We start from the raw sequence: 18,169 nt of genomic DNA, 5'->3' as shown, positions 1-18,169 counted from the left end.
TGCCTCATCAGATTTCATCTTAGTTTTCTTCCAATACCTCAACAATACAGCGGACGCCCATGTTTTCAAGCGCCTGCTTCAACGAGCCGTATGTTTCATATTCACTGAAATCAAGCCCTAACTGAATCGATGTTTGGGCGACATCCGGTCGAATACCTGAAAAAACGGCTTTGACGCCAAGTAAGAAAAGTGTTTTCGACAGGTTGTACAATTGCTGCGCAACCATTGTATCCACAATCGGGACGCCGGAAAGATCGACTACAAGGCTTGTAATTTTTCTCTCAATGCATCGGACCGGCACTGTCTCTAAAATCACCTGCGCACGTTTTGTGTCGACAGAGCCAATCAGCGGCAATATGCCGATTCCATCCGCAATGGAAATCACCGGACAGCCTAATTCACTGATTAATTCCTGCTGAGAAGTGAGCCTCATCAGCATAAATTTTTGATACTGCTCGGAAAACTCAATAATCAGCTTATCGAAAGACTGATTCACAATACGATTCCAGCGGTCAGCATCCTCATTTGTGACGATATCCCGATGCTCTTTTATAAACGTAACAACAGCATCCCAGAATGCGATTCTTGAATTTGATATGGCTTCAACGACCTCATGCACCGGAACATCTTGCTCTACTCTTTTTTTCGCAACATTCAGCGCCCATTTTGCCATATTGTCTTGAAATTCAGTTTGTTCCTCCAGGAATGCACTTGCGATTGTTATATTAGTAAACGTATGTTGCTCCGTCAAAAGCTTTTTCGTATCTTCACTTAAATGCTCGGCGGAATATAATTCGCCCTGCAGCTGTCTCCGTAAACTGAACCATTTCTCAGTAATGTCAGCCGTATGGTCTATGATATATTGATATAGTTTTTGATCGATATTCACGGTCTGTCTCCTTTTTCGTAATAGAAGCTCTTATATTATAAAATTATAAATCGAAATTGTGAATGGGACTAGGGAAAAATAGATTGATTCTGCACACTGAGCGCATGCCAATTCTATCCATAGGCAGATTCACCAATATAAGCCCACTTTCATATCCTGTCAAATGTACAGTTTACTTGAGAAAGGACGTTATGATATGTATTATGATCCATATATGTATGATGGGCCGATCTATGATCCATGGTCCCCAGTAGAATATGATTACCGCTACCCAGTTGGATATCCAGGGCCTGGTATTGGCGGCGGCGCCGTACCTGGATTTGGCGGAGGTGCTGTTCCTGGTATCGGCGGAGGCGCCGTGCCGGGAATTGGCGGAGGTGCCGTGCCTGGTATCGGCGGCGGCGCCGTGCCGGGAATTGGCGGAGGCGCTGGGCCTGGTATTGGCGGAGGTGCCGTGCCTGGTATCGGCGGCGGCGCCGTGCCTGGTGTTGGCGGAGGCGCCGTGCCGGGTGTTGGCGGAGGAGCGCCGCAAGGGCCTCCGCCTCATAAAAAGCCGGCAAAACCGAAAAAGCCTCAGGGCTTGCATGGGGCAGCTTATTTAGTTGAACCCGTTCTCATTCAGCCTTGTCTCTTCCGATTTACCTATGTTTGGTTAACCAACGGCAGCTCATTTTGGTTCTTCCCAATCATTCTTGGAAGAGAATCCGTCGGCGGCTTTTATTGGGATGCCTCACACCATCGCTGGTTTTATTACGCCTTGGACACAAAACATATAGATGTCGTAAGCTGTTCATATTAATGGTCAATCAGCCGGTTCTTCCGGCTGATTTTTCTGTGTTCCTTTAGCTTTAACAGGTTAAGATATACATATCTATTGAATTGGAGGTCTCCCTATGATCAAACAAATCGACATTGTGGCGGACCATCCGATGGGACCAAACGCAAGCTGGCTGGAGGTCTCTTTGAGTATGAAGACATCTTTGGTACATATGATAGAATGAAGGCAAACGATGTAGAATTTCTCAGTGAGCCGAACCAAATGGAGTGGGGCACCTTTGTTCAATTTCAGGACGAGGACGGCAATGAGTTTTGATTGAAAGCATAAGTGCGGCGGCGGAGAAAATGCTCCGCCGTGCTCTTTTTTTGACATTGAGAATGAATTTCATTTACAATAACGGATATATGAGTGTGATTGGGGAGAGATAAATGTTTGTTCAGTTGAGAAAAATGACGGTAAAAGAGGGCCATGCTGATCAGGTGATTGACCGTTTCAGCGCTGAAGGAATCATTGAAAAACAGGAAGGCTTAATTGATGTGACCGTGCTTGAGAAAAACGTCCGCCGCGGCGATGAGGAAGTCGTTGTCATGATCCGCTGGGAATCCGAGGATCACTGGAAGCAGTGGGAAAAAAGCGATGCGCATATCGCCGGGCATAAAGCGAACAAAGGCAAGCCAAAGCCTGACTATATGATTAGCACTGAAGTGAGCATGTATCACGTGAGAGCTGTCAAACAAGGGACTCATCAATAACGGAAAAAGAGCTTGGGCTGTGCCGCAAGCTCTTTTTTTCATGAAAATCTGCTTTCTTCAAATGTGACGGCGTACAGCGGTTTATTAGCATGCCATTCAGCAAATAACACATCCTCAGTCTTTTCAATTCCCTGCTTTTTCAGCGTTTGCCGCAGCCATTGTTCGTCTACCCCCGCTTCTTGCAGGTTGTCATACACAATCTCTCCATCAAGAATTAACGTGGTGGGTAAAGACACATCTTGCGGCGGAAGATTCATATCTTTTCTCGTCGGATTGCCAAAATCAGATTTCTGAAGAACGCTGACCATCCCGTTTGTTTCTAATATGGCATATTCCACTTCCTGTATGGAAAAGCAGCCTGCCTGCCTTAAAAGGCTCTGCAGCTGATTAATGTCGAGCTTGTTTTTCTTTAGCATCTCATATTTCAGCTTCCCTCTATGAATGACAATACTCGGTTCACCTTCCAGGAACTTTCTGGAGCCCTTTATTTTTTGGGTAATGAATTCAATCAGATAAATCAGCAATCCCCATAGCAGTGAAGCAAAAATGATCTCTTTGATCTTAATTTCATGATCATACACTGCATTTCCGACCAGTTCCCCTAAAATCAAAGCAGAAATAAAGTCAAACGGAGTGATTTGAGAGAATTGGGTTTTTCCGAGAAACTTCAAAATGACAAATAAAATACCCAAACCGCAAACTAATTCTGCCGCTACACTGAGATAATCTCCCATGTTGATAGCACCTACTTCTTAAGAGCTACTATCATTATGGTCAACTGCATTATTTCTAAACGGTCACTGTTCGCTATTATAAAAACGCCTGGTGCTTTGACAGCATGTCGTCAAAAAGCTGCTCCGCATCCTGGCGGTCGAGTGTGACAAGCGGGTCATTGAGAAACGCTTGAAAAGCGAGACCGCGGTCCTTTGTTAATCCCGCTTCCGCCACTGCCTCCTGATTGGATACGTGTCGTGCCGCCAGCAGTTCCACACCCTTCGGCAGCGCTCCGGAAACAATCGGCTGGACACGGTTGCGGGTAATAAATGCGTTTGTTTCCACGATCGCATCTAATGGCAGATGAGCGACCTGGCCTTGATTCGGCAGATTCACATTTGTTACAAGTTCGCCCAGCCCGAGGAGTGCCGCCATGATGTTCACGCCCTCTTCACCTGATGCTTTCCTCTCAACACCCCGTTTTTGCTGTGCCATGTAATCCGTTTCTTTTTGTTTCCGGTCTCTGTCCTGTTTTCTGAAGGATATGGGTGTGAGGTGAAACTTCCATGTCTCAGGCTGTTTGAGATAACAACCGGGGAAAAACTCAGCCAGATGCCTGTCACCCGCAGCGGGGATGGCACCGTATGTTTCAAATAAATCAAATGCAATACGGTGTGCAGAGCGAAATACGCTGTCCTTCCAGCTTTCCCCCTCGAGCTCATAGCCGGATTCGGCATAATGCGCACAGAAATCATGGAAAACAGGCAGCAGATCAATATGCCGGTAAGAAGCTGCTGTCACCCATGTAAAATGGTTAATGCCCAGCACATGAACATGAATGTCTTCACGCCGCTTCACCTCTAGTCCAAGCCTATTTGTAACCATCTCCGCCAGCAGTTTTTGCGTGCCGAATACTTCGTGGCAGCAGCCGAACGCTTTTATACCGGGAAACACTTTATACAGCGTTCTCGTGCACACAGACATTGGGTTTGTATAATTGATGACCCATGATTCGGGGGCGTAGTCTCTTATTGCCCGGGCAATTTCTGCAAACATCGGAACGGCCCGCAAACCTCTCATGATTCCCCCAGGTCCGACAGTATCACCAACCGATTGATAAATGCCGTATCGCTCAGGCAGATGAACGTCCGTTTCCATGTCATCCAAGGTACCCGGCAAAATCGAAATAATGATGATATCTGCACCGGATAATACCTTTTTCAAAGTAGAAACCGCCTCATACCTCCATCTGCCGTCCCCGCTGTGATTGCCGATGATTTCATTTTTCTTTGCCGCTTCAAAATTCAGATCATAGAGCGCCACCGTGCCTGACATTCGTTTATCAAGGGACAAATCGCTCATCAAGCTTCGAGCCCAGCCTTGGGAGCCTCCGCCGATATACGCGATTTTGATCTGATCTAACGTACTGATATGAAACACTCCCTTTCTCAGCCTTTCACAGAACCGATCAGCATGCCTTTGGCAAAATGTTTTTGTAAAAATGGATAAACCGCCAGTATCGGTATGGTCGCGATGACGATGACAGCAAGCTTAATTCCCTGCTCCGGCGGAATGGTATTTTGCATCGTATCGCCATTGGTCGCCGTTAAGTCCGATAAAATCGTGACCTGGCGAAGCACCATTTGCAGCGGCCATTTTGCACTGTCATTGATATATAAGAGAGCATGGAAGAAATCATTCCAAATCCCGACCGCATAAAACAGCGCAAAAGTGGCAATGACCGGCTTTGACAGCGGCAAGGCGATCCGCCAAAAGACGCCGATTTCCGAACAGCCGTCAATTTTTGCTGATTCCTCAAGCTCCCGCGGCAGCTGCTGAAAGAAGTTTTTGATAATTATGAGGTTAAACGGATTGATCGCCATCGGCAGAATCAGCGCCCAATAGGAATCCAGCAACCCAAGTGATTTGACGACAAGGTACGTCGGAATCATCCCCCCGGAAAACAGCATCGAGAAAATCACCAGGTTTAACAGCAGATTCCGTCCTTTCACATGCCGTTTCGCCAGCGGATACGCCATCGTAAAAGTGAAAAACAATTGCACGGCTGTCCCGACAACAGTGATGAAGATGGATACGCCCATGCTTCTGATAAACGTCGGTGTCGAAAACACGTACCGATAAGCGTCAAGGGTAAAGGTTTCCGGGAAAATAAAGAAACTGCGCTGAGCCAGCTCAGCTTCTGTCGCAAAGGAACCTGCGATAATATACAAAAACGGCAAAATGGTAATCGCGCCGACGCCGCCGAGAAACAGAATGTTGCAGACATCAAATACCCGTCCGGCTTTTGTGTTGTGCATCGTGTGTATGTCAGCCATACTCTCCCTCCTCTAAAACAATCCTTCCTGATCGAACTTTTTCGCGATGTAATTGGCACCGAAAATTAAGATAATCCCGACAACCGATTTAAACAAACCGACAGCCGTGCTGTAGCTGTATGCGCCTTGGGTAATCCCCATCATGTAAACATACGTGTCGAAGATGTCGGCCACGCTGCGGTTGAGCGAGTTTGTCATCAAATACACCTGTTCAAAACCGATATTTAAAAAGCTTCCGATCCGTAAAATTAAAAGTACAATGATGGTGCTCCTGATTGCCGGAAGCGTAATATGCCACATCCGCCTGAACCGGCCGGCCCCATCCATGATCGCCGCCTCATATTGCTCCTGATCCACCGTTGCCAAAGCGGCGAGAAATAAAATCGTTCCCCAGCCTGTCTCCTTCCAGATGCTTTGCATGACAATCATCGGCCGGAACCAGTCAGCGTCTGATAAGAAAGAGATCTGATTCCCCGTCAGGCTCATGACCATTTTGTTGATGACGCCTGTATCGACTGTAAAGAAAACAAAGGTGATGCTGACCACGATTGTCCATGAGACAAAATGGGGCACGTAAATAAGGGTCTGAACGCACCTTTTATACACAGCCTTCCTCAGCTCATTCAACAGCAAAGCCAAAATGAGCGGCGCAGGAAAGGCAAAGAGCAGATCAAGGCTTGCCAGCATGAGCGTGTTGCGCAGCAGCCGGAAAAAATCCGGATTCATAAAAAAGTCTTTAAAATAATCAAGACCGACCCATTCGCTTTTCCAGAAGCCTAGATATGGCGAATAATCCTTAAATGCAATGAGAACGCCCCACATCGGCAGGTATTTGAAAACCAAAAAATAAAGCAGACCGGGAATAAGAAGAAGATAAAGCCATTTGTCTCTTTTGAGCGCAGCCATCCAGCTGATGCCTTTCTCAGCAGTGAGAACAGGTGCGTTTCCCTTCTTCGGCACCGTTTCCATATCTGTTCTCCTTTCGTGATACCGGCGCGCCCGCCGAACGGCAGGCGCATCGGTTTATTTTGACGTTTGATACAATTTGTTTAAGTCCTTCATCAGTTCATTGCCGCCGCTGTTTTCCCAAAGCTTCACCGCATCCTTGAAGCCTTTTTCATCGATTTCTCCGATAATAAATTGCGTTCTCGCATCAAGAATGATGTTGTCAAGCTGGGCTCCTTTTTGGGTATAGACATCGGAGACAAGCGACTCCGCCGGGTTAAAGACGGCTATTTTTTCTCCTTTCGTGATGATTTCTTTGCGATGCTGGAAGAGCTTTGTTTTCTGATCTTCGATGTAGTACTCGCTTTTCGGGATGGACATGCTGAACTGGGCCAAGCCTTCATGCTCATATAGGAGGGATTTGTTGTTTTTTTCAAGAGAGGTGAATACGCCGTCCTTCAGCTCATAATTTCGGTCCTCCACTCCGTTGTTGGTCAGAATCTGTGCTTCCTTATCGTTCAGCTTATCAAGGAAGGACAGTACCTCTTTCAGCTCTTTTTCCGTTTTCACGCTTGATTTTGGTATCGCAATCATGCCTGAATATCCTGATGTCGGGAAGGTGCGCTTGCCTTTTGGTCCTTCTACTGTGCCGACGATATCAATGACATCCTTGTTTGACTCATCCGCTTCTTCCATGGCACTTTGAATTTGCGACGCTCTGGAGCCTGTATCAACGATGACACCCGCTTTTCCTTTTACAACCGGGTCATTCCACTTCGCCGAATCCATAACAGCAAAATCCTTGTTGATCAACCCTTCATCATACAGCTTCTTAAAGAAGGTGAGCGCCTCCATATATTCCTTCGTTGTAAAATCAGGCACGAGCTTCCCGTTTTCAACGCCGTAGCGATTCGGGGCGCCGAACCAAATTTGCAGAACATCCCACGGGCTTCCATTGCCAAGCCCCATCCATTTCGGCACGACCATGCCGTACGTATCGTCCTTGCCGTTTCCGTCAGGATCTTTTTCCTTAAAGGCTTTCAGCACTTCATAAAAATCATCTAGCGTTTCCGGCATATCGAGCCCGACGTTTTTGAGCCAGTCGGTTCTGATGATCATACAGGCTCTAATCAAGTCTCTCGATCTGTAGACCCCGTACACCTCGCCATTTATTGAGCTGTTCTTGAGTATCTTTTCATCAGCCTGGCTTAAATTCTTGTAGTCTTTTAAATAAGGAGACAGCTCCCAAAAAGCGCCCGCTTTGACAGACTTGATAAAGCCGGCTGACTTATCTTTAATCACAATCGCATGAGGCATCTCTCCAGAGGCCATGACGATGTTAAATTTATCGTTGTAGGATGAATCAGGCACCCATGTGACCTCAATATTTTTGCCTGTGTATTTCTCTAACGCTTTTAATGATGGGCTTTTATCACTCGGGCTTTCCGGTGACAGCAGCGGCGCCATGATGTTGATCGTGTTTTTTGAATCGCTCGCTGAATTGGATGTTTCTGAATTGCTGCACCCGGCTATCATCATGGCAGCGAGCGGTAGAGCGAGCCATTTTTTTCGTATTCTTTTTTTCATGATGCGTCAGTCCCCCTTTTTCTCCTTTTCATTTCACCTTTGCCACCCCTAATATAAAGCGCTTACATAAATTCCTGCAATCTTCATTTTTTGCATCATTTTTCCTATAGAATGAAGGCTGTTATCCTTTTTTGCAGGATGTATCTTTTTTTGCAGGGAGGTATTCACCTATTAATTCAAGTGCCGCAATGACATTTAAACACCATTGAGATATAGTGTTTGTCGTTACCCACGGAAGCTCTTCAAGCTGAGTCCATGTCTCGATTGGCACGGGTTTGATCGGAAGCGGCGTATGGCTCAGTTTATGGTCGAGCAAAAGATTCCACGCTTTTTCGGCGAGATGATGGTCTTGTTTTTTTCTCGCAGCATAGGCTGTCATACCAGCCGCAAACATTGGCCAGTGAAAGTGCCCGTCATGGAGCACACCTCCGCTTTTTTTGCGTTTTTCTTCATCACTGAATGTGTAAAACTCGCCAAATTCACTCAGCATTTCCTCCCATTCGCGGTCATCGAGAAGCTCAGCCAGCTCCATCCACACTTGCGGCGCGCCAAACGCAATGATCATATGATAGCCGCCCGCGATGCCGTCTCCCATGTGATGAAGCATAGACGTCGCCGGATCATATTCAAACGTTGGACCTGATAATAAGCGAAGCGGCAGGCGTTTCAGACAGCTGATGCCCGTTTGGATTTTCCTCAGATATTCAGGATTCTCAGTCCGCTCCCATTCCGCCAGCCAGTTCGAGCAAAACGCCGCCCAATCCGGCCCCGTTCTGACGTGAGTCGGGTGCTCTCCCTTCTCGTAGAATGCACGCATCGGATCGGTGTTTACTAGGGCGGCATCGGCGTCCTTCACTTCTGTCAAAAGATCTCCCGTGCGCTCATCCCCTGTCAGATAATAGTAGAATTTATAAAGACCGGCCATGCTGATTCTCGCTTCCTTGCAGCCGCATCCCCAGTGCACCACGTTATGCCTGGAGCCAAGCCCCGCATATTCTCCGAGATGAAAACAGTCGGTTTCACTTGTATGGCGGGTCATTGCTTCAGCCATTCGGAACAGATCTTCTCTGCCGGAGCGGAAAAACGCCTGCCACAGCCATAAGGTCGGAACGAGTTCATTATTTTGCCACGCGTATCCGCCGAGATCATACCGCCACATATGCCGGATCGGGTCATACGTATGCATGACGTCCCCATAGTTCCAGAACCCGTACCATCTGCGCTGCTCCACTTCTTTTTGATAAAACAAGAAGGCGGCGTCCAGCTGTTCTTCCAGCTCTTTTTTGACCGGATCGGCCGTATCGATCACACTCCAAACGCCAAGCGCTTTTGACTCGTAATAAACGTCCGGCTCACAAATGAGCAATGGCGGTGCCTGCCATTTGTCCGCTAACGCATTCAGCACGTCATCTGTCGGCATCTGAGAGAAGCATGACAAGCTGATGTCGTTTGTGTTGGCAATGCCTGTCGGATCAGAGCGCATCTCATCAAACCCTTCGTACGCGCTGACAACATGGGTGTTCCCTGTATAATGCCTCAAATCCATTGCTTCCGCGTCTGGCGGCCAGAGCCAGACGGTCATGTTCGGTTGATCATCGGCAAGACCTGTTATCTCAAGTGACGACGGATATTTTTCAAAAAAATACCGCAGGCCGATTGCTACCCCTCCATTTTCGCCGCCCGCATAGCAAAGCCCCTTCGCCCGCTTGCCATGCAGCACGTCAACCCACGAATATTCCTTGCCGGTCCGTTTTGCCAGACGGTAATGATCGCTGGAGTCCTGAACGAGTTTCATATCATTCCAAACTGCGTTCTGCACGCCGTGTGCAAACCATTCCTTGTGCTCTTCACTTGGAGAAATCGGTTCGCCGTTGATGTGCCACTGATAAAGAGGATACCGTTCATTCCATTTGCGGGTGCCAAACAGCTGGGCGGGTTCTTTATAAACGCCTTTGTCCCCCGCAAAACGGAAATGGCGGTTATACGGCTCTCCCTGTAACAAGAGGTCAAACTGCATGCCAAGCCCTTTGATGAACTCTCGTTTGAAATTCCTGTCGATCAGCTGAGTGTGCATGATATTCATCTCTGAAAGCCCGGCATAAAATGTGAATCTGATGATAAAGGGCAGCCACTCTTCTTTTGTCTTTCGGAGTACATGAACCCCCTCCATCTTGATGACTGCTTTTATAGGACCTCTCTGTTCAATGACCACACGTTTGATAAGACTGACCGATGTTTCATGAAAAAAAACCTTTTCTGCCGCCATCTCCTTTCTCGTTTCCTTTATTACGATCAGCCGCCCGCATGCGGCGATCGGCTTTCCGTTCATCACCAGCGATTGAATGATGTCGGAGCCCGTTTTATTCACAGTGCAGACAAGCGCTCCGGTATCCACTTGGATTGCATCCTTTGACTCGTGGATCATGAGCTTTTTCGCTGGCGGCTGGGTCTCTTCTTTTTGCAGGGTAAAGCTTGTATCGGTTTGTTGACTGAACACAGCCGCGTGCTTCGTCCATTTGATGCTCCCGTCCGGCCAATAGGCCGACGGCTCGCTTTGCACATAGCCGCTTTCACCCTTTGCATTGATAAGCGCCAAACAGTCTCCCTTTTTCAATTCTCCTTTTTTCCAAGGCACCCCCCACGTTACACCGCTTTTCAGCTGAGGCTGTTCTGATAGCCATTTAATCTTTTTCATCGGTTCTCTCCTTCCATATAAAAAAGCTGATTCAATGCAAAGAATCAGCTGCGATTATCAAACTGAATCACACGGTATTCGTGTGGTCCGACTGACAGTCTCCCGGCTCCGACTGAACGATTAGCCAAAAGGTCGGTCCCCTCTTTTGGAAGCGTCACACTTCCGCCTTTTCCATTCATATTAACGATGACCCATACGAGGCCGTTTTCTCCTTTTCTCGGGGCAACAATCGTGCCGGGGGTGACATCGGATCTGACAGAAACTGCTGCTTCTCCCGCATAATGCCTGACGAGTGCTTCCAGCATCGCATCTCCTTTTTTGCCTGATGGAAGCGAGCCGAGCAAGACGATTTTCCCTTTGCCGTGCTCTCGTTCTGACAGAAAGGCATGGCCGGCACCAGGCCCGGATTCAACTGTGCCGAGAGTATTTCCGCTCCCTGCATCAAACACCGCGCTCCACAGTCCGAGCGGCGCCGTCATGCCAAACGCTTTTCCTGTATGTGCATCCTCGTTCATCGGGAACGTAAACAGCGTTTTGATTCCGGCTGTTTTCTCCAGTTCTCCAAGGCCATAATCGGTATGAACCGTATGCTCGCCCGTACGCCCTCCCGTCAGCGGCCCGGCAATCCATATGCCGCCCTCTTCAGCAAATGCGGAAGCTTTTTTGATAAAAGCAGAGGACAGATAAGGCACAAATGGCGTAAACAGCACACGATAGCCCTCCAGCGGAAAGCCTTCCGGAACGAGATCACGATGAATGCCCGTGTTGAGGATGCGCTCGTAAAAGTGTGTGATAAGCGTTCGGTGCTGGAGTCCCCGGTGAGGTTCTGTTTTCAGAAACACTTTCGCCCTGTCGGAATAGGTCATCGCAACATCAGCCTGCACGGGCACAGTAGAAAGAATGATCGGTTCGATTTTCTTTCTTGCCCGCTCAACCGCCAAAACGTTTTGATAACCGATCGTCGGCTCTCCCCATGCACTAAGGACGGAACCGTGTGAAATCTCGCTGCCGGAACGCTGCTGGCGCCACAGCCAGTAGCAAAATCCCTCGCTCCCCAAGGCATAAGAAGACACGGCTTCAGCTTGTAAATACCCATCGGCGTGCGGCATGGCACAGCTTTCGAGCGATGCTGCATACGACGGACTTGTTTCCAAAATCCAAAACGGGCGGTCTTTTTTGAAATGCCTCCAAATATCACAATTTAATAAAAATGCAGATACATTATCCTGGGAAGCGTACGTATCATAGGAAGCAAAATCGAGATTCTGAAACATCCGCTCATTGTCTGTGCTGAACATGACCGAGCCGTTATGAGTGATCGGCGCATCCGAATAACTGCGAATGATTTTCGCCTGTTCATCCGCAAATTGAGCGATCATCTCCATCGAAAACAGCTGATACATCGTGCGCAATGAAGCGTGATGCAAAAACGGGGCCGGACCCGGCTGCGGCACCTGCTCAAAGGTTTGATAGGTTTCGCTCCACACATCGGTCCCCCACGCTTCATTTAACCGTTCAATCACACCGTAACGGTTTCTGAGCCATTCATGCCATAAGCTTAGGCACGTCTCACACATGCATTCAGCCACATGACATTTAAATTCATTATCGAGCTGCCAGCCGATCAGCCCCGGCAGGTGTCCCAGCTCTTTGGCGATGCTTGTGGTGATGATGGCGGCTCTTTTTCGGAAATATGGGTTATTTGTACACGCATGCTGACGGGAGCCGTGCCCCATCACCTCTCTTTTTTCGTTAATGTGCATTCGCTCCGGCCGCCCGTGCGAGAGCCAAATAGGCGGTGTCGGCGTCGGTGTGCACATAATCGTTTCGATGCCGTTGTCATACATCCTTTTGATCATTTCCTTAAAAAAGCTCACGTCAATGTTTCCTTCTTCCGGCTCGATCACAGACCAGGCGAATTCACCAATTCGCACAACATTGATGCCGACCTCCCGCATTCTGTCAATGTCCTGCTGAATCGTGTCTTCATCCCATAATTCCGGATAATAGCATGCGCCGTGATATAGTTTTTTCCCCAAGTCCTTCACCCTTCTTTGACGATAGATTCTGTTAATGGCAGGCCGAGCTCCTTTATGCCTTTCGCTACGAGTTTTGCCATTTCATTTGCGCCTTTTTTTGTAAAGTGCGTGTAATCGTCAATCCCCTCAGAAACCATAAAATAGGTGTTTACTTTTTCTTCGCCTTTCTCAGTAAAGAAAGCGAGGCTTTTTTCCATTAGATCAATAAGCTGGACATTCTCCTCAGCAGCCGTCTGCTTCATGGCAATGCAATAATCAGGAAAGTCGTTCAAAAACACGACGTTTTCATAATGAAAGCGGGCTACTGGTGTAATGAGAAGCGGATGGGCGCCTTTTTCCCGCGCGCCTGCGATATATTGCTTTAAATATTGTTTATAGGTGGTATAGGGCTCAGTGTAGCGCTCAGGTTTGTTTTTCGACGCGTCATTATGGCCCATCTGCACAAACAGCCAATCATCCGGCTCGATCACATCAAGGATCGCCTGAAGCCTGCCTTCCTCCACAAAGGTTTTTGAGCTTCTGCCGCCGATCGCTTTATTGATCACCTGAATATGCTCCGGCAGATGCGAACCGAGAAACTGCCCCCAGCCCCCTTGATTTGTCCTTTCTCCATACGTTTGTACAGTCGAATCACCAGCAAGATAAATATGATTAGCCATGTCTCATTCCCCCTCGTTTTTTTCACTTAATATAAACTCAATGGCAGAAAGCTCTTCGTTTGAAAAGTCCGCTGATTGCAAGGCTTGAACGTTTTCCTCTATTTGTTGCGCCCGGCTTGCTCCAATTAAAACAGAGGTCATCCGGGCATCCTTTAAAAGCCATGAGAGCGCCATTTGCGGGAGCGATTGTCCCCGTTCTTTCGCAATCTTATTCAGCCTTTGCGCCTTACTGACCGCCCTTTCGGTTATGTGCTCCGTCTGCAGGAAAGGACTGTTCGCATCCCTTGCTCTTGATGTTTCCGGGATGCCTGAAACGTACTTTGTCGTGAGAAGCCCTTGAGCAAGCGGCGCAAACGCGATGCAGCCGGCTCCCTTTTTGTCCAGCACATCAAGCAGCCCTTTTTCCGGATCGCGGTGAAACATTGAATATTGCGTCTGATGAATGGCGAGCCGAACGCCGAGTTGATGTAAAAGTTCGGACGCGCGCTCAGTCTCTTCAGGACTGTAGTTTGACAGTCCCACGTACAAAGCTTTTCCTTGGCTCACAAAGTCCGCCAGCGCCTCCATCGTTTCCTCAAGCGGCGTTTCAGGATCAGGACGGTGCGAATAGAAGAGATCCACATAATCAAGACCCAGCCGCTTTAAGCTTTGATTCAAGCTGGCAGTCAAATGTTTTTTCGATCCGCCATTGCCGTACGGCCCTTTCCACATGTCATAGCCGGCTTTAGTGCTGATGATGAGTTCATCACGGTAAGGCGCAAAATCCGTTTTCAGCATGCGCCCGAACATCTCTTCAGCGGAGCCGGGCGGCGGGCCGTAATTGTTGGCCAGATCAAAATGGACAATGCCTGCATCAAATGCAGCTCTCAGCATGGACCGCGCGTTTTCCGAAGAATAGGCATCGCCAAACTGATGCCAGAGGCCGAGAGAGATAGCGGGAAGTCTTAATCCGCTTCGCCCGGCTTTGTGATAGGTCATTTTGTCATAGCGTTCAGCCTTTGCTTCGTAACCCATACATTCCTCCTAAAGCGGGATCTCCGCTTTGTTTCCCGCTATGTACAGAGCGGGCTTCGGCGGTTTTTTCATCCCTGTTCCGAGATAAAAGCTTGTATGCGGCGGCTGGTTGTACGCGGTATTCTGCCAAGCGATCCCGAGCCTGTAAACCGGATCGTGCATCAGCGTGTAAATACGGTGATGGGTAAAATGTGTCGTTGTATAGATACGGAGCGCACTGCTGTCTTCGGTTCTCCAAATGACCTCTTCCCGCCAGTCTCCGAACAGGTTGGCCTGAAGAACCGGGTTTCCTTTTGTCCCGTTGTTGGACAGCACATCTTCCGGCTGAAAAATCGTTTTTAAACAGCGGTTTTCAGCATCCCACTTTTCAATCTTTGGTTTGCCGATCGTTCCATTCCAATCATGATCCAAAAGCTCCCTGACCAAGTCTCCGTCCCACCAGATGGCGAAATTGGCTGAAGCAGGCGCTTTGGCGCTGATTTTTTCTCCTTTGCTCGTATAGAGCCCATATGACATTCCATCATTGCCCGGCGGATCGATTCCCCAGACAAGCGATCCCTTATACCGAGGGTCAATATGAGCAGCCATTCCTCTGCCGACATCTGTTCCGGCATGGACGCCCCATAACACCTCACCTGTTCCGGCATCACGCAGCGACAACCCATACGGCTTGCTTGCGTCTTCATGAACCTGAAACACTTCAAGCCCTTTGCGTGACGGATCAAGATCGCCGACGTGCATGGCGTCTCCGTGTCCGAGTTCCGTCGTGTACAGACCGGTTCCGTCATGATCGACCGCCATGGCGCCGTAAATAATTTCATCTTTTCCATCTCCATCAACATCAGCCACGCTCAAGCTGTGGTTTCCCTGTCCCGCGTATGCTTCATGCCCCGGCTGATTTGAATCAAACGTCCAGCGTTTTTTCAGCCTGCCGTTCCGGAAATCATAAGCAACGAGTACTGTTCTCGTATAATAGCCCCGTGCCATCACCAGGCTCGGCCGCTCTCCATCCAAATAAGCGATTCCGGCGAGAAAACGGTCCATGCGGTTGCCGTAGCCGTCTCCCCAATCCTCCAGTTTTCCCCGAGGCGGTTCATAATCGACAGTCGTGAGCGCTTCACCGGTTTCCCCTTTAAACACTGTCAAATATTCCGGACCTGACAGAATTCGGCCCTGCTCATTCCTGAAATCGGCATGCTCGTCACCGATGATGTTTCCTTTGCCGTCTATTGTGCCGTCGGCTGTTTTCATAGCGATTTCTGCTTTTCCGTCACCGTCTAAGTCATAGACCATAAACTGCGTATAATGGGCACCCGCTCTGATGTTTCTGCCGAGGTTGATGCGCCACAGAAAAGTGCCGTCCAGTTTATAGGCGTCAATGAGAACGTCTCCGGTATATCCATGGTGAGCGTTATCTTTTGAGTTGGACGGGTCCCATTTCAGGATGATTTCATATTCTCCGTCCCCATCCACATCTCCGACGCTCGCATCATTGGCGCTGTACGTGTACGGCTTTCCGTCCGGCGTGATACCGCCTTCCGGTTTGTTAAGCGGCACCTCTAGGACATTTTCCCGCCAGACGGGAGCTTCTTTAGACAGCTTTTCTTCCCGTCCTTTATTGATGGCTGCCACCTGGTAAACAGAGTCCGCCATTCCGTTTTGATCGAGAAAATTGGTGCTGTCCGCGATCGGCTTGCGGGTGATCCGCTTTCCATCCCGATAAAGGTGAAAAGCCATCGTCTCATGATCCGTTCCGAGAAAACGCCAGCTCACAAATACGCCTTGCTCCGTCTTGACCGCAATTAAGCCTCTGGTCAAATACTCCATCTGCCTCTTTTTTGGTTTCATTTTAAATGGGAACGGGCCAAGCGTGCGGCCCGTTCCTTCCCCCCTTCTGTTAAGGCGTATACATATTCGGTTTAGACTGTGCCGCCATGCCGTCTCCTAAAAAGAAGCTTGTATGCGGCGGCTGGTTATACGCGACATTTTGCCAGGCGATGCCGAGCCGGTACACAGGGTCATGCATCAGCGTGTACAGCCTGTGCTCGGTCGGGATGGTGGTGGTATAGATGCGGAGCGCACTGCTGTCCTCGGTTCTCCACACAGCCTCCTCCCGCCAGTCACCGAGCAGATCAGCCTGAAGAGCCGGTGTTGCTTTTGTAGAGTTATTGGAGGCAGCACCTGATGCAGTCAGCAGGTTTTTAGAAACGCCGTTTTGATAATCCCATTTATCGATCCTGTTGCTGTCCAGCTGTTCCCGCAGCAGGTCACCGTCCCACCAGATGCCGAAATTGGTTGACGACGGCACACTGCTGCCGATTTTGGCGCCTTTCGATGTGTAAAGAGAACCGTTCGCCCAAACCTCCTGTCCCGAATAGCGCGGATCAATATCAGCGGCCATCCCCCGGCCTACATCCTTGCCGGCGTGAACACCCCAAATGATTTTTCCTGTCGCGGCATCCCGGAAGGATAAGCCATATTGCGCGTTTTTGTCCTCATGAACCTGAAATACTTCAAGCCCCGGCCGGCTCGGATCAAGATCCCCGGTATGGAGGGCATCACCGTGGCCTAAGCCTGTCGAGTACATGCCTTTGCCGTCATGGTCAACAGCCATTGAGCCGAAGATGATTTCATCCTTTCCGTCTCCGTCAACATCCGCAATGCTTAGATTGTGATTGCCCTGTCCGGCGAACGCTTGATTGCCCGACTGAGAGGAATCCAGCGTCCAGAGCTTTGACAGTTTTCCGTCTCTGAAGTTATACGCAACAAGCATGGTTTTGGCATAATAGCCTCTAGTCATAATCAGACTCGGCCGCTGCCCGTCGAGATACGCAATGCCCGCAAGAAAACGATCGACCCGGTTGCCGTAGCTGTCTCCCCAATCCGATACGTTCCCTCGTGCCGGTTCAAAGTTTGAAGTGACAAGCTCTTTCCCCGTTTCACCTTGAAAGACAGTCAGGTACTCAGGACCAGAAAGCACACGCCCCTGCTCATTTCTGTAATCGGCATTCGCATTTCCGATCACTTTTCCCGTGCCGTCTTTTGTTCCGTCAGCGGTCTTCATCGCCACTTCCGCTTTTCCGTCACCATCCAGGTCATACACCATAAACTGAGTGTAGTGTGCGCCTGCTCTGATGTTTTTGCCGAGACCGATTCGCCATAATCTTGTTCCGTCCAGCTTATACGCATCAATAAACACTTCACCCGTATAGCCGTCCTGTGAATTATCCTTTGAATTGGACGGGTCCCATTTGAGGATCAGCTCATACTGCCCATCGCCATCCACATCACCCGTACTGGCATCATTGGCACTGTAGGTATAGGCTTCGCCCTTTGGCGTCGTGCCGCCAGGCGGTTTATCAAGTGGAACGGAGTGATACGGCTGTGCCCATACAGAGGCTTTTTCAGAAGCTGCCTGCTCGGTACCGTTTACAACAGCCCGAATGGAATACGTTGAGCCCGCAGATCCGTTTTTATCGATATAATTCGTGGATTTGACAGGCGAAGCATTCAGCTTTTGTCCGTCTCTGTACACATTAAACGCCACGGATGCGTTTTCTGTCCCAAGAAACCGCCAGCTGACAAAAATGCCGCCTTCCGTCTTGACTGCCACAAGGCCCCGGTTCAGCGCTTCCATCTGCCGCGCCGCTCCTTCTGCTTTGACAGGAAACACAGAACCCCCCATCATCAACAACACCAACAGTGTGAGAGTGGTAAACATGCTTTTTCTTCGTCTAATCATCAGACAGCTCCTTATCATT

14 protein-coding genes and 1 pseudogene are annotated in these 18,169 nt (G+C 49.0%); 3 read left to right on the top strand and 12 right to left on the bottom strand.

The genetic code is table 11. The annotated features are described in order from the left end of the window. Positions 1-19: 19 nt before the first annotated feature. Entirely contained in the window at positions 20-889 is an 870-nt protein-coding gene (locus tag NST56_RS03950; protein ID WP_326217774.1) for an STAS domain-containing protein, read from the bottom strand. Positions 890-1,085: 196 nt separating this feature from the next. On the opposite strand from NST56_RS03950, the gene NST56_RS03945 reads away from it, so the two are divergent. The 3 genes and pseudogenes from NST56_RS03945 (at position 1,086) to hmoA (ending at position 2,419) form a co-directional block, all read left to right on the top strand. Then, a complete protein-coding gene (locus NST56_RS03945) occupies positions 1,086-1,688 on the top strand; it encodes a hypothetical protein (RefSeq protein ID WP_339180146.1) in 603 nt (200 codons plus the stop codon). 109 nt (positions 1,689-1,797) lie between these two features. After that, a pseudogene (locus NST56_RS03940) lies at positions 1,798-1,982 on the top strand (VOC family protein); the annotation flags it as partial. 113 nt (positions 1,983-2,095) lie between these two features. Then, positions 2,096-2,419 carry a heme-degrading oxygenase HmoA gene (gene hmoA / locus NST56_RS03935; protein WP_168747161.1) on the top strand — a complete coding sequence of 108 codons (324 nt, stop codon included), beginning with the start codon at positions 2,096-2,098 and terminating at the stop codon, positions 2,417-2,419. Positions 2,420-2,457: 38 nt separating this feature from the next. On the opposite strand, the gene NST56_RS03930 is transcribed toward hmoA, so the two are convergent. The 11 genes from NST56_RS03930 to NST56_RS03880 form a co-directional block, all read right to left on the bottom strand. Then, positions 2,458-3,153 (bottom strand): DUF421 domain-containing protein, encoded by a 696-nt coding sequence (locus NST56_RS03930; protein ID WP_010333316.1) that lies wholly within the window; start codon positions 3,151-3,153, stop codon positions 2,458-2,460. A gap of 76 nt (positions 3,154-3,229) precedes the next feature. Continuing rightward, positions 3,230-4,573, bottom strand: a complete 1,344-nt coding sequence (gene lplD / locus NST56_RS03925; RefSeq protein ID WP_339180143.1) for an alpha-galacturonidase LplD — start codon at positions 4,571-4,573, stop codon at positions 3,230-3,232. An 8-nt stretch (positions 4,574-4,581) separates the two neighbouring features. Then, on the bottom strand, positions 4,582-5,469 hold the full coding sequence (locus NST56_RS03920) for a carbohydrate ABC transporter permease (RefSeq protein ID WP_010333314.1): 888 nt from the start codon (positions 5,467-5,469) through the stop codon (positions 4,582-4,584). 12 nt (positions 5,470-5,481) lie between these two features. Continuing rightward, positions 5,482-6,438: a sugar ABC transporter permease gene (locus NST56_RS03915; protein WP_268447756.1), complete on the bottom strand. Its 957-nt coding sequence runs from the start codon at positions 6,436-6,438 to the stop codon at positions 5,482-5,484. Between the two features lie 54 nt (positions 6,439-6,492). Further along, a complete protein-coding gene (locus NST56_RS03910) occupies positions 6,493-8,001 on the bottom strand; it encodes an extracellular solute-binding protein (protein WP_339180135.1) in 1,509 nt (502 codons plus the stop codon). A gap of 121 nt (positions 8,002-8,122) precedes the next feature. Then, a complete protein-coding gene (locus tag NST56_RS03905) occupies positions 8,123-10,696 on the bottom strand; it encodes a hypothetical protein (protein WP_339180133.1) in 2,574 nt (857 codons plus the stop codon). Between the two features lie 44 nt (positions 10,697-10,740). After that, positions 10,741-12,735 (bottom strand): beta-galactosidase, encoded by a 1,995-nt coding sequence (locus NST56_RS03900; protein WP_339180131.1) that lies wholly within the window; start codon positions 12,733-12,735, stop codon positions 10,741-10,743. A gap of 5 nt (positions 12,736-12,740) precedes the next feature. Next, complete coding sequence (locus NST56_RS03895; RefSeq protein WP_339180129.1) at positions 12,741-13,394, bottom strand: rhamnogalacturonan acetylesterase; 654 nt, start codon at positions 13,392-13,394, stop codon at positions 12,741-12,743. A gap of 3 nt (positions 13,395-13,397) precedes the next feature. Further along, positions 13,398-14,408, bottom strand: coding sequence for an L-glyceraldehyde 3-phosphate reductase (gene mgrA, locus NST56_RS03890; protein WP_339180126.1), 1,011 nt, complete (start codon positions 14,406-14,408; stop codon positions 13,398-13,400). Between the two features lie 9 nt (positions 14,409-14,417). Then, positions 14,418-16,256 (bottom strand): rhamnogalacturonan lyase, encoded by a 1,839-nt coding sequence (locus NST56_RS03885; RefSeq protein ID WP_339180123.1) that lies wholly within the window; start codon positions 16,254-16,256, stop codon positions 14,418-14,420. Between the two features lie 49 nt (positions 16,257-16,305). After that, on the bottom strand, positions 16,306-18,168 hold the full coding sequence (locus tag NST56_RS03880; RefSeq protein ID WP_339180120.1) for a rhamnogalacturonan lyase: 1,863 nt from the start codon (positions 18,166-18,168) through the stop codon (positions 16,306-16,308). Between the last annotated feature and the right edge of the window lies 1 nt (position 18,169).

The organism is Bacillus sp. FSL R5-0560 (assembly GCF_037966305.1).
Lineage (GTDB): Bacteria > Bacillota > Bacilli > Bacillales > Bacillaceae > Bacillus > Bacillus mojavensis.
The sequence above is the reverse complement of the archived record's forward strand: the minus strand, read 5'-3'. Positions and strand labels throughout refer to the sequence as shown.

Bases quoted from the DNA above. Each gene is read 5' to 3' on its own strand.
- NST56_RS03945 (WP_339180146.1), top strand. From the start codon at position 1,086: ATGTATTATGATCCATATATGTATGATGGGCCGATCTATGATCCATGG.
- hmoA (WP_168747161.1), top strand. From the start codon at position 2,096: ATGTTTGTTCAGTTGAGAAAAATGACGGTAAAAGAGGGCCATGCTGAT.
- NST56_RS03930 (WP_010333316.1), bottom strand. From the start codon at position 3,153: ATGGGAGATTATCTCAGTGTAGCGGCAGAATTAGTTTGCGGTTTGGGT.
- NST56_RS03920 (WP_010333314.1), bottom strand. From the start codon at position 5,469: ATGGCTGACATACACACGATGCACAACACAAAAGCCGGACGGGTATTT.
- NST56_RS03915 (WP_268447756.1), bottom strand. From the start codon at position 6,438: ATGGAAACGGTGCCGAAGAAGGGAAACGCACCTGTTCTCACTGCTGAG.
- NST56_RS03910 (WP_339180135.1), bottom strand. From the start codon at position 8,001: ATGAAAAAAAGAATACGAAAAAAATGGCTCGCTCTACCGCTCGCTGCC.
- NST56_RS03905 (WP_339180133.1), bottom strand. From the start codon at position 10,696: ATGAAAAAGATTAAATGGCTATCAGAACAGCCTCAGCTGAAAAGCGGT.
- NST56_RS03895 (WP_339180129.1), bottom strand. From the start codon at position 13,394: ATGGCTAATCATATTTATCTTGCTGGTGATTCGACTGTACAAACGTAT.
- mgrA (WP_339180126.1), bottom strand. From the start codon at position 14,408: ATGGGTTACGAAGCAAAGGCTGAACGCTATGACAAAATGACCTATCAC.
- NST56_RS03885 (WP_339180123.1), bottom strand. From the start codon at position 16,256: ATGAAACCAAAAAAGAGGCAGATGGAGTATTTGACCAGAGGCTTAATT.
- NST56_RS03880 (WP_339180120.1), bottom strand. From the start codon at position 18,168: ATGATAAGGAGCTGTCTGATGATTAGACGAAGAAAAAGCATGTTTACC.